The organism is Bradyrhizobium lupini (assembly GCF_040939785.1).
Lineage (GTDB): Bacteria > Pseudomonadota > Alphaproteobacteria > Rhizobiales > Xanthobacteraceae > Bradyrhizobium > Bradyrhizobium canariense_D.
The window spans coordinates 2,861,175-2,875,484 of record NZ_CP162553.1 but is presented as its reverse complement, the minus strand read 5'-3'; the positions used below and the strand labels follow the sequence as shown (position 1 = coordinate 2,875,484).

The window sequence follows — 14,310 nt, the reverse complement described above, 5'->3', positions numbered from 1 at the left end:
TCGCTGCTGCATCCCGCCGCGGAACTTGTAGCGGTTGGACCGCGTTGAACAAACCAGCGCATCACCCTGATGCAGGCATCCACACGGGGCAGCACATGACGAAGTTCTCTGCAGTCCGACGCCGCTTATCGCAGCGCCGCATCACCGCTTTTGCCTTTGCAACCGCTTTGCTGGCAGTGCCGTTCGGCGCCGCAAGCGCACAGACGCTGGGCTACACCTATCCGCAAGATCAGGCTTACCCGCAGGACCAGGGCTATTCGCAGGGTTATGCGAGCCCAAGCTATGCGAACCAGGGCTATGCGAACCAAGGCTATGCAAGTCAGAACGCGCAAGCGCCCGACGAGGATGCCGCGCTGCCAGATCGCCTGCGCAGGCAGATTGTCAGCTTCGACCGCAGCGAGCCGGCCGGCACCATCGTCATCGATACCAACAATACTTACCTTTACTATGTGCTCGGCCAGGGCCGCGCGATCCGTTATGGCGTCGGCGTCGGCCGCGAGGGCTTCACCTGGTCGGGCGTGCAGAGCGTCAGCCGCAAGGCGGAGTGGCCGGACTGGCATCCGCCGGCTGAGATGATCGCGCGCCAACCCTATCTGCCCCGCTTCGTCGCTGGTGGCCCCGGCAATCCGCTCGGCGCGCGTGCGATGTATCTCGGGTCGAGCGAATACCGCATCCATGGCACCAACGATCCCACCACGATCGGGAAGTTCGTTTCGTCCGGTTGCATCCGCATGACCAATGAGGATGTCACCGACCTGTTCGGCCGTGTCAATGTCGGCGCCAAGGTGGTCGTGCTACCGAAGAACGCGCCGCTGATGGCGAAAGGCAGTGATTCCGTGCGCAAGCGCCCAGCCGTGACCGCGCTGCCCTCAGGCCGGCAGGCGCTGAACATTTCGAATTCGGCCGTGAACTAAGGGTCGAGTGAGGTCACATGAAGAGACGTTCGATCGGCAAACTCGCCGGGGGCGCGGCGGCGTTCGTCGCCATTGCCTCCTTCGGCCTCGCGCTGACGCCATCCGCCCATGCGGAGGACTTTTTCTCGGCGCTGTTCGGCGGCTTCCGCGGACGGCCGGCGCCCGAGATCTGCATGCCTTTCCAGACCGATGACACGCCGCGCTACGACCCGCCGCGCCAGCGGGCCTCCTACGGTGGCGGCACGGCCTATTGCGTGCGCGGCTGCGACGGACGTTATTTCCCGGCGCAGGGAAACGATTCCGAGAGCAAGGCGCAATCCTGCAAGAGCTTCTGCCCGGCCTCGGAGACCTCGCTGGTCTATGGCGGCAACATCGACGACGCGACGACGGATAAGGGGAAATCCTATTCCGACCTGCCTAACGCGTTCCGCTATCGCAATGAGATTGTCGCAGGCTGTACCTGCAACGGCAAGGATCCGGTCGGGCTCGCTCAGGTCAAGGTCGACGACGATCCCACCTTGCGCAAGGGCGACATCGTCGCGGGCGCGGACGGCCTGGTGGTCGCCAGCCGCAATGCCAACGACCGCCGCGGCGTCGCGATGAATTTCTCGCCGCTGCCCGAGTCGGTTCGCGCAAGATTCCGCCAGGTGCCGGTGGTGGCGAAGGAATAGGCCTCAACGTCGTCCTGGCATTCGCCAGGACGACACCAAGAGTGTGGGCTATGCCGCCCGGATCTTGCCGAGGAAGTCGCTGACGTCATGGCCGAGCTGGCGGCTCTGGCTCTCCAGCATCTCGGAGGCGTGTTTCACGTTGTCGGCGGCAGCGGCAGCAGCGTCTGCATCGGATTTGACGCCGGTGATGTTGTCCGAGACGTTCTTGGTGCCCTGCGCCGCAAACTGGGTGCTGCGGGTGATCTCTTGGGTGGCCGCTCCCTGCTCCTGCACGGCGGCGGCGATTGCGGTCGCGACCTCGTTCACTTCGCCGATGATGCCGCCGATGGTCTGGATGGCGCTGATGGCGTCGGCCGCGACCTTCTGGATGTCGGCGATCTGCTCGGAGATCTCCTCGGTCGCCTTCGCCGTCTGGCTCGCCAGCGACTTCACCTCGGAGGCGACCACGGCAAAGCCGCGACCGGCCTCGCCGGCGCGGGCCGCCTCGATCGTGGCGTTAAGCGCGAGCAAATTGGTCTGCTGCGCAATGGTGTTGATCAGGCCGACGACCTCGCCGATGCGGCCGGCCGACTTTTGAAGTCCCTGCACCGTGCCGTCGGTCTCGCGCGTCTGGGTCACGGCGCGGCTGGCGATGCCCGCGGCATGCGCGGCCTGCTGACTGATGTCGTTGATCGAGGCGCTCAGCTCTTCGGCGGCGGCGGCGACGCTGTCGACGCTCATGGAGGCGTCATTGGAGGCCTTGCCGGCGATCTGCACGCGGTCGTTGGTCTGCCGCGACACCGCGGAGAGATCGCCCGAGGTCTTGCGCATCTCGCCAGAGGCTTCGCTCAATTCGCCGAGCGTTTTGCGCACCGCGCCCTCGAACTCGCCGACATAGGTCTCGACCGCGCGCTGGCGCGCGGAGGCGCCCGCATTGCGTTCGCGCTCCTGCGCCTCGATCGTGAGCTTGTCGTTGGCCTGCTGCTTGAAGGTCTCCAGCGCGCCGGCAAGCGCGCCGATCTCGTCGTTGCGGTCGAGATAGCCGCTATCGACGGCAAGGTCGCCGCCGGCGACCTTCAGCATGGCGTCCCGGATGGTGTTGAGCGGAGTGATGACGCGGCGGCTGACCAGCATGATCGCGCCGACGGCAAGCCCCACGGCGAGCGCCAGCAGCGTAAGCTGCACGATCAGTGCGCGCTGTGCGGCGCCGCGCTGCTCCTGCGTGTGGATCTTGGCAGCATCGAGCGCACCTTCTGCCACTGTGACGGCGCTCGCCATACGGGCGACCGTGAGCGGGCTCCATTGGTTCGCCGTCATCTCGGGCTTCTCACCCTTGACCAGCGCGTCCGTGAGACGGTCGCGCAAGGCCAGATATTGCGGCTCGAAATACGAGGTCTTGGCGGAGGCCATCGCGGAGGCGAGCCCCGACGGCAACTGCATGCCGGACGTCGACAGCTCCAGCGCCTTCCACATCGCGCTCGTGCCGCCGACATGTTGGGTATAGGCGTAGCGGCCCTCCGTCGTGATCTTGCCGGCGGCCAGCCCGGTCGAGACGATCAGCGATGCTTCGCCTGCGGTGTTGCGGAGCAGCCAGGCGTTCTGCTTGATCGACAGCAGCTGGTCGATCGCGGCGTCCAGGTGATTGACCGTGGCGGCCAACGTGTTCGAGAGCTTGTCGAGCGTGTCGAGCAGGCCCTGCGTTGTCTCCATATATTCCTTGGGCAGACCGGCGCGGCGTTGGTCCTTCGGCTTGGCTACATCCTCCCAGAACTGCTTCTGCTCCTCGATCAGCAGCTTGTAGAGGCGCGCAAGCTCCGGTACCAGCGTGCCTGATTGCGGAAAGTCCATGGCCGGCAGCAGCTCGATCGCGCGCGCCATGGCGGGCATTTGGGCATCGCGCAGCGCGCGCAGATATTTCTCGATCTCGCCGTCCATCGGCTCGGTCGCATTCAGGAGGCGGACCGTGGTCGAGCGGTCGGTGCGCAGATTGTGCATCGCCTTGAACAGATCGGCGGACGTGTCGGCGATCTGCGAGATGCGGTTGGCGGTCTTCAGGCGATCCCAGGACTCGTAGGCGGTGAGCGAGAGCGCGATCACCACGCAGATCGACGTGATCGCGATCACCGCCTTCAGCAGCGCGGATACGGTCAGACGATTCAGCATCGAAGTCCCCCAATTCCCAATACAAAGTTCGTAAAGGCGCCCCGGCAACAGCAGAAAAAGGGGCCCGTCAGACAAGGCAATCGCATGCCGTTTGCGGCTCAGGGCCCAAACGGTTTCCGCATCTGAAAGGAAAAGGGTAAAGTTTTCAGCAGGCCGGCTGATCGTAGAAGTACGTATTTACTAGAAGTTGCAAAGGGTTGCGTCGATGGAACCAAGCCACGAGCTGCGCGTTAGGAGACTGTCAGCAATTTTGCCTAAAGGGGGGTCCTAGCGATGCTGGTCGGCGTACTCGTCACCTTTCTCGTCGTCATTCTCGTACTTTACCTCATCAACATGCTGCCGATGGACGGCCGCGCCAAGCAGATCGCGCGCGTCGTCGTCATCATCATCGGCATCGTCTCGCTGCTGAAATATCTGGCAGTGTTTTAGCCGGGCGCTTAGCTAGCGCAACGAAAAAGCCCCGGCGCGAGCCGGGGCTTTTGGTGTTCTAGTCGGGTCGGCAGGCCGCCTTGTCAGCAAGGCGTTGTCAGCCAAGTACTTTGGCCTCGCGGCGGCGGGCGGTGAGGATGTATTCGGTGTAGCCGTTCGGCTGCTCGCGTCCCTTGAAGATGAGGTCGCTGGCCGCCTTGAAGGCTGTGCCGTCGAAGGCGGGCGCCATCGGCTTGTAGATGGGATCGCCCGCATTCTGCTTGTCGACGACCACCGCCATGCGCTTGAGCGATTCCATCACCTGCGCCTCGGTGATCACGCCCTGATGCAGCCAGTTGGCGAGGTGCTGGCTGGAGATGCGCAAGGTGGCACGGTCTTCCATCAGGCCGACGTCGTGGATGTCAGGCACCTTCGAGCAGCCGACGCCCTGGTCGATCCAGCGCACGACATAGCCCAGAATGCCCTGGCAGTTGTTGTCGATCTCCTGCTTGACGTCGTCGGGCGCCCAGTTCGACTTCGACACGGGGATGGTGAGGATGTCTTCGAGCTTTGCCCGTGGGCCGCCCTTGGCGAGCTCCTGCTGGCGCGCGGTGACGTTGACCTGGTGGTAGTGCAGCGCGTGCAGCGTCGCGGCGGTCGGCGAGGGCACCCAGGCGGTGGTAGCACCGGCCTGCGGATGGGCGAGCTTCTGCGCCAGCATGTCCGCCATCTTGTCCGGCGCGGCCCACATGCCCTTGCCGATCTGGGCATGGCCGGGCAGGCCACAGGTCAGGCCCATATCGACGTTCCAGTCCTCATAGGACTTGATCCAGGGCTGCGCCTTCATCTCGTTCTTGCGGATCATCGGACCCGCCTCCATCGAGGTGTGGATCTCGTCGCCGGTGCGGTCGAGGAAGCCGGTGTTGATGAACATGATGCGCTTGGAGGCGCGCTGAATGCAGGCCTTGAGGTTGACGGTGGTGCGCCGCTCCTCGTCCATGATGCCGACCTTGAGCGTGTTCTCGGGCAGCGACAGCATCTTCTCGACGCGGTCGAAGATCTCGCAGGTCAGCGACACCTCGTCGGGGCCGTGCATCTTCGGCTTGACGATATAGGCCGAGCCGGTGCGGCTGTTCTTGACCTTGGAGTTGCCTTTCAGATCATGGACAGCAAGAAGCCCGGAGACGGCGGCGTCGAGCAAGCCTTCCGGAATCTCCTCGCCCTTGTCGTCCAGCACCGCGTCGGTGAACATGTGGTGACCGCAATTGCGCATCAGCAGCAGGCTGCGGCCATGCAATTTCACTTCGCCTTTGCCGTCAGGCGTCTTGTAGCTGCGGTCGGCATTGAGCGAGCGCGTCAGCGTCTTGCCGCCCTTCTCGAAATCGGCCGACAGCGTGCCGTTCATCAGGCCGAGCGTGTTGCGATAGACCAGCACCTTGTCCTCGGCATCGACGGCAGCGACCGAGTCTTCCATGTCGAGAATCGTGGAGACGGCGGACTCCATGACCATGTCCGCGACGCCGCCCGGATCGTCCTTGCCGATCGCGCTGGTGCGGTCGATTTTTACCTCGACGTGCAGGCCGTTGTTGACGAGCAGTACCGCGCTCGGTGCGGCTGCGTCGCCCTGGAAGCCTGCGAATTGCGCGGCGTTCTTCAGGGCGGTGGCGTTGCCGCTCTTCAGCTTCACCGCGAGCTGGCCCGCGACCACGCTATAGGCGGTGACGTCGGTGTGACTGCCGGTCGCCAGCGGCACGGCGGCATCGAGGAACGCTTTTGCCTTGGCGATCACCTTGTCGCCGCGCGCCTTGTTGTAGCCCTTGCCGCTCTCGGATGGATCGTGCGGGATCGCGTCGGTGCCGTAGAAGGCGTCATAGAGCGAGCCCCAGCGCGCATTCGCCGCGTTCAGCGCATAGCGTGCGTTGGTCAGCGGCACGACGAGCTGCGGGCCGCAGATCTTGCCGATCTCCTCGTCCACATTGGCGGTCTCGACCTTCTGCGTCGCCGGCTCCGGGAGGAGATAGCCGATCTCCTTCAGGAAGGCGGTATAGGCGTTGAGGTCGAACGCCTTGCCCTTGTTGGCCCGGTGCCAGTCGTCGATCTTGGCCTGCAACGTGTCGCGCACCGCCAGCAGCGCGCGGTTCTTCGGCCCCAGCTCCTTGATGATGGCGGCGAGCCCGGCCCAGAACGCATCCGGCGCGATCCCCGTCTTCGGGGCCGCTTCCTTGGCGATGAAATCGAACAGGACGGGAGCGATCTTCAGTCCGTGGGCGTCGACGCGTTTCATGATGGGCTTTCTTGTTGGAAATGGCTGTTTTTGGCTGCTTTTGACCCGACAGCAGCAAAATGCGCTCCAAGGAGCGGCTTTCGGGGTCTTATTAGCCCCAAAATCGGGGCCGTGAGAAGGCCCCCAAAAGTTGTCAAAATGTCAAGGCGAGGTGGGCGGCCCACGCACGGTGTCATTCCCCGCGAAGGCGGGGAAATCCAGTACGCCGCGGCCTCTCGCCTGAATCACTGCTGTCGGTGGAATGCTGGGTCGCCCGGTCAAGCCGGGCGACGACAGCGGAGCAGCAGCCCGGCTTCAAATATTCGCGGCGAGGTCCACGAGTTCGTCGAACAGCACGCCGGTCGTCTTGAGCATCTGTTCGATCTCGTCCGCCGCCTCGGCGACCGTCCGCGTCGAGGTGTCGATCACGAGCTCGGCGGCCTCGGGCCGCTCGTAGTCGGTGCCGATACCGGTGAACGACGCGAGCGTGCCGGCGCGGGCCTTCTTGTAGTGGCCCTTGGGGTCGCGCTCCTCGCAAATTTCCGCCGGCGTCGCGACGTAGATCTCGCGGAACGACGTGTCGGCGATGCGGCGCGCGGTGGCGCGGTCCTCGCGGGCGGGCGAGACGGCGGCGACAATGGCGATGTGGCCGTTACGGGCGAGATGCGTCGCGACTTCGGCGAGGCGACGGATGTTCTCGCTGCGATCGGCGGCCGAGAAGCCGAGATCGCTGTTGAGCCCGGCACGCAGCGTGTCGCCGTCGAGCAGGATCGGTGAGCCGCCATTGCTGAACAACCGCCGCTCCAGCGCCTTGGCTAGAGTCGACTTGCCGGAGGCGGGGAGGCCGGTGAGCCAGACCACGGCGCCGTTGTGACGATAGCGCGCGGAGCGTTCGTCGGGCCGCAGCGCGGATTCCACCGGCACGATGTCGACGGGCAAGGCGCGCTGGCCGGCATCGACCGACAGCACGAGACCGCCGCCGGCGATGCGCCCGGACACCTCGATCACGAGACGGCCGGTGCGCGGATTTTCCGTGTAGGGATCGGTGGCAATCGGATTCGAAAGGGATATGTCGATCTCGCCGACATGGTTGCGGCCGATTGCCTTGTTCTCGACGCTCGACAGCTCACCGGGATCGACCGCCTTCTCGATGGCGACGACGGTGGCACGGCTTTCCTTCGGTCCGCAGCGAACCAGGAGCTGGTCGCCCTTGGCCAGCGGCTTGTCGTGCAGCCAGAAGATCCGCGCGCGCAGCCGTCGTGTCTCGCGCGGCGCGCTGTTGGCATGCGCGATGATGTCGCCGCGCTCGAGGAACAGCTCGCGGTCGAGCGTGATGCCGACCGAGCGGCCCGCACCCTGGCGGCCTGCGACCGGCGTCACCGGCCAGCTCTCGACCGTCTTGATTCTGGCGATCTTGCCGGCGGGCATGATCACGATTTCGTCGCCGGCAACCAGGCTGCCGGATTCGATCCGGCCCGCCACGATGCGGCGATCGTCGAATTTGTAGATCGCCTGCACCGGCAGCCGCAGCGCCAGCGCTTCCAGCGGCCGGGCCGGCTCGAGCCGGTCAAGCGCTTCGACCACGGTCGGACCCTTGTACCAGCCGATGCGGTCGGTGCGCTCAGCGACGCCGTCGCCCTCGCGGGCGGAAATCGGGATCACGGCCGTGGGCTTCACACCGAGGCCTTGCAGATGCGCCGAGATCTCGTCGCTGATCTCCTTGAAGCGCGCTGCGGAGAAGTCGACGCGGTCCATCTTGTTGACGACGACCGCGACCTGCTTCACGCCGAGCAGATGCAGGAGATAGCCGTGCCGCCTCGTCTGGTCGCGCACGCCTTCGAGCGCGTCGATGATCAGCACCGCGCCGTCCGCCTGCGAGGCGCCGGTGATCATGTTGCGCAGGAATTCGGCGTGGCCGGGCGCGTCGATCAGTACGATGTCGCGCGAATTGGTGCGGAAGCGGATCTGCGTGGTGTCGATGGTGATGCCCTGGTCGCGCTCGGTCTGGAGCGCGTCGAGCAGAAACGACCATTCGAACGGCATGCCGCGCCGCGCGCTGACGGCCTTGAGCATGTCGAGCTTGCCGTCGGGCAGGCTGCCGGTCTCGTGCAGCAGGCGGCCGACCAGCGTCGACTTGCCGTGGTCGACATGGCCGACGATGACGATGCGGACCTGCGGACGCGTGGTGCCGTTCGGGGTGACGATCATGTTCATACGACGCTCGCGTCCTTGATCAGAGATAGCCGGCGACGCGCAGGCGCTCGAAAGCGTCCTCGGTCTCGTGGTCGAGCGCGCGGCCGGAACGTTCCGGCACCTTGGTCTGCTCGAGTTCGATCAGGATCTCGTCGATAGTCGACGCGTTTGAGGCGACCGGATTGGTGATGTCCTGATCGCCCAGCGAGCGATAGCGTTTGCCGTTTTGCGACAGATACAGCGGGATGATCGGGATGTTCTCGCGCTTGGTGTAGGCCCAGATGTCGGACTCGGTCCAATGCAGGATCGGATGGATGCGCAAATGCGCGCCCTGCGGCGGCGACGCATTGAAATGATCCCAGAACTCCGGCGGCTGGTCGCGCACGTCCCAATTACCCTCCAAGCCGCGCGGCGAGAACACGCGCTCCTTGGCGCGCGTCGCCTCCTCATCGCGGCGAATGCCGGCGATCAGACCGTCGAAACCGTATTTGGCGAGCGCCATCTTGAGGCCCTCGGTCTTGCGCGCGGCGGAACGGGCGGCGGGCGGCAGCGTTGGGTCGACGGCATCAATCGGCGGGCAGGGCTCGACGCGCAGATCGAGATCCCATTCCTTGCCGTAGTGATCGCGGAAGCGATACATCTCCGGAAACTTCTTGCCGGTGTCGACATGGAGGGCCGGGAACGGCAGACGGCCGAAGAACGCCTTGCGCGCCAGCCAGATCATGACATTGGAGTCCTTGCCGAGCGACCACAGCAGGGCGATCTTCTTGAGGCGGCCGAAGGCTTCGCGGAAGATGTAGATGCTCTGGGCCTCGAGCTGGTCGAGATGGTCCATGCTCGGGGCAAGGTCAGAAGAAAATTCTTGCGCGGGCACGCGCTCGGCGAGAGCGGGGCTGCTCAGCCCGCCAGCAGTGGAATTGTCCTTGAGAAGATGCATCTCTGCCACTTTGCGTTTGGAGGCGAAAATTCTATAGTTGCGGTGCAAGAGAGAAGAAAAAATTTTCTCTTTGCGCGCTTGAAACGACACATATATAGAAAATAATTCCAGTCAACCCCGCATGTGGGGTAAGCGAGTATCGTATGCGGTTCTTGCCCGTGTTCCTCGATCTCAAGGCCGGTCCGGTGGTCCTCATCGGTGCGGGTGAGCTTTTGCGCGCCAAGCTGCGCGTGCTGGCCGCTGCCGGTGCGCGCATTCGCGTGCATGCGATCGATGGCAATCACGACCTGGGTCTGAGCTCCGAGGACGCGGCGCGTATCGACATCTCGGCCACCGATCCGCTGACCGCCGATCTCTCGGGAATCATCGCAGTGGTTTGCGCCGGCGCCGGCGATGTCGGCGTGGCGATGTCGGTCCGCGCCAAGGCGCTCGGCCTGCCGGTCAATGTCATGGACGATCTCGAGCATTCGAGCTTCATCTTTCCGGCGATCGTCGATCGCGGCGATGTCGTGGTCGCCGTCGGCACTGGCGGCACGTCGCCGGTGGTGGCGCGGCGCGTGCGCGAGAAGATCGAGGCGCTGCTGCCGGCGCGCATCGGCGAGCTCGCCGAGTTCATCGGCGGCTTCCGCAAATCCATCAACGAACGTATTGCCGAGTTTCCGCTGCGCCGCCGCTTCTGGGAGCGCGTCATCGACGGCCCGATCGGTGCCGCCGTATTGGCCGGCCGCAAAGGCGAGGCGGACGCAGCGCTCAAGGCGATTTCAGATCCATCCGCGTTCGCGCGGGCCGACAAGCCGGAAGGATCCGTCGCGCTGGTCGGCGCCGGGCCTGGCGATCCGGATTTGCTCACCATCAAGGCGTTGCGCGCGCTCCAGGATGCCGACATCGTCTTCCATGACGAGCTGGTCTCGCCTGAAATTCTCGACCGCATCCGCCGTGACACCACGCGCGTGCCGGTCGGCCGCCGCGTCGGCAAGCCCGGCATCGGGCAGGACGCCATCAACAAGCGCATGATCGAGGCCGCGCAATCCGGCCAACGTGTGGTGCGGCTGAAGGGCGGCGATCCCTTCGTGTTCGGCCGCGGCGGCGAAGAAGTCGAAGCGTTGCGTGCCGCCGGCATTGCCTATTCGATCATTCCCGGCATCACCGCAGGTCTCGGCGGCGCCGCCGATTTCGAGGTGCCGCTCACCTATCGTCACGAAGCAACGCGCATCACCTTCCTCACCGCGCACAAGGCGCGCGACGCGGAAGTCGTGGACTGGTCGACGCTGACCGACGCCAGGATGACCGTCGTGGTCTACATGGGCATGACGGCTGCGCCAGCCATACGCGCCGGCCTCTTGGCCGCCGGCCGTTCGCCGGAGACGCCGGTCGGCGTGTTCGCCCGCGTCACGCGTCCCGATGCGCAAGGCGCGATTGGTACGCTGCGCGATCTGCCTGAACTGGTGCGACGGACAAATGGCGGCCCTGCCATTCTCATCATCGGCGATGTGGTCCGGCATGCCGGCTCGCTTCGCCGCCAAACCCCAAAACAAATCACCTCTGACCTATTGGATGCAGCCGAATGACCTCCCCGCTTGAACAGAAGAAGATCAAGATCGCCGGCCCCTCCGTCGTGACCGCCAACCGCACTTGGGACGGCATCGTGGTTTACCGCACCGCCGCCAAGAGCTGGTCCGCGGACCTGTCGGAAGCCGCGATCGTGCGCAACTCCGACGAGGCGAAGGCGTTGCTTGCGGAATCCGTTGCCGATGACGTCGGCGCGATCGGCCCCTATATCGCGCCGGTACAGGTCGGTGCGGACGGCAAGGTCGAACCCGGCAATCTGCGCGAACAGATCCGCCGCACCGGCGTGACCATCGGACAGCCGGTTCAGGTTTAAGGCGCTTTCTTATGTATGCTTACGATGAAATCGACCGCACGCTCGTGAACGAGCGCGTCTCGGAATTCCGCGACCAGGTGAAGCGCCGCCTCTCTGGCGAGCTCACCGAGGACGAGTTCAAGATCCTGCGGCTGCAGAACGGCGTCTATCTGCAACTGCACGCCTACATGTTCCGCGTCGCTATCCCCTACGGGACGCTGGCGTCGAACCAGCTGCGGGCGCTCGCCCACGTCGCGCGCAAATACGACCGTGGCTACGGCCATTTCACGACGCGGCAGAACATCCAGTTCAACTGGATCAAGCTCGCCGAATTGCCGGATGCGCTGGCCGATCTCGCCGAGGTCGGCATCCATGCGATGCAGACCTCCGGCAACAACATGCGCAACGTCACCTCGGATCAGTGGGCCGGCGTCGCGCCCGGAGAGATCGAGGATCCCCGCATCTGGTCGGAGCTGATCCGCCAGCACACCACGTTGCATCCGGAATTCTCGTTCCTGCCGCGCAAGTTCAAGATCGCGATCACCGCGTCGGACCACGACCGGGCCGCGATCAAGATCCACGACATCGGGCTGAAGCTGATCAAGAACGAGAAGGGCGAGACCGGCTTTGAGGTGCTGGTCGGTGGCGGGCTCGGACGCACGCCGTTCATCGGCAAGACCATCAAGCATTTCGTCCACGGCCGCGACATTCTCAGCTACATCGAGGCGATTCTGCGCGTCTACAACCAGTACGGCCGCCGCGACAACATCTACAAGGCGCGCATCAAGATCCTGGTGCACGAGCTCGGCATCGAGAAGTTCTCGCGCGAGGTCGAGGAGGAGTGGCAGCACATCCGCAACTCCTCGCTCCAGATCGACGACGAGGTGGTCGAGGACATCCGCTCGCGCTTCACCTATCCTGCCTACGAGAAGCTGCCGCACATGCCGGACGAGCTGCGCCAGGCCGCGGCCGATCCCGATTTCGAGGCATGGCGCAAGAACTCGGTGGCCCCGCACAAGGCCCAGGGCTATTCCATCGTCACGATCTCGCTGAAGCCGATCGGCGCGCCTCCGGGCGATGCCACCGCCGAGCAGATGGATGCGCTCGCCGATCTCGCCGACGAATACTCCTTCGGTGAGATCCGCGTCGGCCACGAGCAGAACCTCGCTTTGCCGCATGTCGCCAAGCGTGACTTGCCGGCGCTGTGGAAGGCGCTCGACAAGCTCGGGCTGGCGACGCCGAACGTCAATCTGATCACTGACATCATCGCCTGCCCGGGTCTCGACTATTGCTCGCTGGCCAATGCGCGCTCGATCCCGATCGCGCAGGAACTGACGCGGCGCTTCGCCAATCATGAGCTGGCCAATCTGATCGGCCGGTTGCACATCAACATCTCCGGCTGCATCAACGCCTGCGGCCATCACCATGTCGGTCATATCGGCATTCTCGGCGTCGAGAAGAACGGCGAGGAGGTCTACCAGATCACCATCGGCGGGCGCGCCGACGAGAGTGCCGCACTCGGCAATCTGATCGGCCCCGGCGTCAAGTTCGACGAGGTCGCCGACGTCGTCGAGGACATCGTGGAAGCCTATCTGGCGCTGCGCGAGCGGCCCGAAGAGCTGTTCATGGACACCGTAAAACGCCTCGGCGTCGAACCCTTCAAGGAGCGCGTTTATGCCACTCGTTAACGGCGGAAAGATCGCCGACGACAGCTTCGTCAAGCTCGCCGTCGACACGCCGCTGCCCGAGGGCGGCGACATTCTGGTGCCGGCCGAGCGTTTCGTCGGCGAGGCGGATGCGTTGCTCAAGCGGACCGGCAAGGTCGGTGTGATCTGGCCGAACAATCGCGACATCGCCGAGCTGGTGCCCTATCTCGGCAAGATTGCCGTCGTCGCGCTGGTGTTCCCAACCTTCCGCGACGGACGCGCCTACAGCCAGGCGCGGCTGCTGCGCGAGCGTTACAATTACCGCGGCGAGTTGCGTGCGACGGGCCAGATCCTGCGGGACCAGTTCGTGTTCATGCTGCGCGCTGGCTTCGATTCCTTCGACGTCAAGAAGCAGGCCGACGCGGAAGCGTTCATGCAGACCGCGAAGCGCTATTCGGTCTTCTACCAGCCCACCGGCGATGGCCGCATCACGGCGCTGCACCGGCGCATGCAGCTGCGTCATTCCGAGGGTGTCGGCACGTGAACGCAATCGCGTCTCCAATTTCGGCAATCTCCGCCTCGGCGCTGCCCTCGGCGGAGGACCTCGATCGCGCCTTGCGCGATGCCTCGCCCGCCGAAATCATCGCCGCTGCGCTGAAGACGGTCGGGCGCGACAAGCTTGCGCTGGTGTCGTCCTTCGGTACGGAATCGGCGACGCTGCTCAAGGTGATGGCGGATGTCGATCCGGCGATCCCGGTGATCTTCCTCGACCCCGGCTGGCTGTTCGAGGAGACGCTGGCCTATCGTGATACGCTGATCGCGACGCTGGGCCTGAAGGACGTCCGCTCGATCAAGCCTGCCGAGGAGACGCTGTCGCGCGAAGATCCCGACCGCGACCTCTGGTTTTCCGATCCCGACGCTTGCTGCCGTATCCGCAAGGTCGAGCCGCTGGCGCGGGCGCTGAAACCGTTCGATGCATGGCTCAACGGCCGCAAGCGCTTCCAGGGCAACTCGCGCGCCGACATCCCGGTGGTCGAGGACGACGGTACGCGGTTGAAGTTCAATCCCTTCGCCAATGTCTCGCGTGAGGAACTCGAGGCGATTTTCGCCCGCGCCAAATTGCCGCGTCATCCCCTGGTCGCGTCGGGATTTCTATCGGTTGGGTGTATGCCTTGCACGAGCAGAACGGCCGAAGGCGAGGATGAGCGTGCCGGTCGCTGGCGTGGCCGGGCCAAGACGGAATGCGGCATCCACACGATGAAGACTTCATAGCAA

The 14,310-nt window shown here is 64.7% G+C and carries 12 protein-coding genes; 8 read left to right on the top strand and 4 right to left on the bottom strand.

All coding sequences use genetic code 11. The features are described 5' to 3' along the window. The first annotated feature begins 95 nt into the window (after window positions 1–95). Window positions 96–914: a L,D-transpeptidase gene (locus AB3L03_RS13680; protein WP_204513289.1), complete on the top strand. Its 819-nt coding sequence runs from the start codon at window positions 96–98 to the stop codon at window positions 912–914. Between the two features lie 17 nt (window positions 915–931). Then, complete coding sequence (locus AB3L03_RS13675; protein WP_368508797.1) at window positions 932–1,585, top strand: DUF2865 domain-containing protein; 654 nt, start codon at window positions 932–934, stop codon at window positions 1,583–1,585. Between the two features lie 48 nt (window positions 1,586–1,633). On the opposite strand, the gene AB3L03_RS13670 is transcribed toward AB3L03_RS13675, so the two are convergent. Continuing rightward, complete coding sequence (locus AB3L03_RS13670) at window positions 1,634–3,727, bottom strand: methyl-accepting chemotaxis protein (protein WP_368508796.1); 2,094 nt, start codon at window positions 3,725–3,727, stop codon at window positions 1,634–1,636. Between the two features lie 273 nt (window positions 3,728–4,000). Between AB3L03_RS13670 and AB3L03_RS13665 the strand changes: the two genes are divergently transcribed. After that, complete coding sequence (locus AB3L03_RS13665) at window positions 4,001–4,156, top strand: Thivi_2564 family membrane protein (protein WP_007599832.1); 156 nt, start codon at window positions 4,001–4,003, stop codon at window positions 4,154–4,156. Window positions 4,157–4,253: 97 nt separating this feature from the next. Here the strand turns inward: AB3L03_RS13665 and AB3L03_RS13660 are convergent, their stop codons facing one another. The 3 genes from AB3L03_RS13660 to cysD all read right to left on the bottom strand — a co-directional run bounded on the left by AB3L03_RS13660 (window position 4,254) and on the right by cysD (window position 9,426). Further along, a complete protein-coding gene (locus AB3L03_RS13660) occupies window positions 4,254–6,419 on the bottom strand; it encodes a malate synthase G (RefSeq protein WP_204513292.1) in 2,166 nt (721 codons plus the stop codon). A 294-nt stretch (window positions 6,420–6,713) separates the two neighbouring features. Next, window positions 6,714–8,612 carry an adenylyl-sulfate kinase gene (gene cysC, locus AB3L03_RS13655; RefSeq protein ID WP_204513293.1) on the bottom strand — a complete coding sequence of 633 codons (1,899 nt, stop codon included), beginning with the start codon at window positions 8,610–8,612 and terminating at the stop codon, window positions 6,714–6,716. Window positions 8,613–8,631: 19 nt separating this feature from the next. Further along, entirely contained in the window at window positions 8,632–9,426 is a 795-nt protein-coding gene (cysD, locus tag AB3L03_RS13650) for a sulfate adenylyltransferase subunit CysD (protein ID WP_026232781.1), read from the bottom strand. A gap of 245 nt (window positions 9,427–9,671) precedes the next feature. Between cysD and cysG the strand changes: the two genes are divergently transcribed. Genes cysG through AB3L03_RS13625 form a run of 5 tightly spaced genes read left to right on the top strand, consistent with a single transcriptional unit; the run spans window position 9,672 to window position 14,307 of the window. Further along, entirely contained in the window at window positions 9,672–11,096 is a 1,425-nt protein-coding gene (gene cysG / locus AB3L03_RS13645; protein ID WP_204513294.1) for a siroheme synthase CysG, read from the top strand. After that, complete coding sequence (locus AB3L03_RS13640) at window positions 11,093–11,410, top strand: DUF2849 domain-containing protein (protein WP_007599842.1); 318 nt, start codon at window positions 11,093–11,095, stop codon at window positions 11,408–11,410. Before cysG ends, AB3L03_RS13640 begins: the two co-directional genes overlap by 4 nt. A gap of 11 nt (window positions 11,411–11,421) precedes the next feature. Further along, window positions 11,422–13,077, top strand: a complete 1,656-nt coding sequence (locus AB3L03_RS13635) for a nitrite/sulfite reductase (protein WP_018454649.1) — start codon at window positions 11,422–11,424, stop codon at window positions 13,075–13,077. Continuing rightward, a complete protein-coding gene (locus AB3L03_RS13630; protein ID WP_018454648.1) occupies window positions 13,064–13,579 on the top strand; it encodes a DUF934 domain-containing protein in 516 nt (171 codons plus the stop codon). Before AB3L03_RS13635 ends, AB3L03_RS13630 begins: the two co-directional genes overlap by 14 nt. Further along, on the top strand, window positions 13,576–14,307 hold the full coding sequence (locus AB3L03_RS13625) for a phosphoadenylyl-sulfate reductase (protein WP_204513295.1): 732 nt from the start codon (window positions 13,576–13,578) through the stop codon (window positions 14,305–14,307). Before AB3L03_RS13630 ends, AB3L03_RS13625 begins: the two co-directional genes overlap by 4 nt. Window positions 14,308–14,310 lie beyond the last annotated feature (3 nt).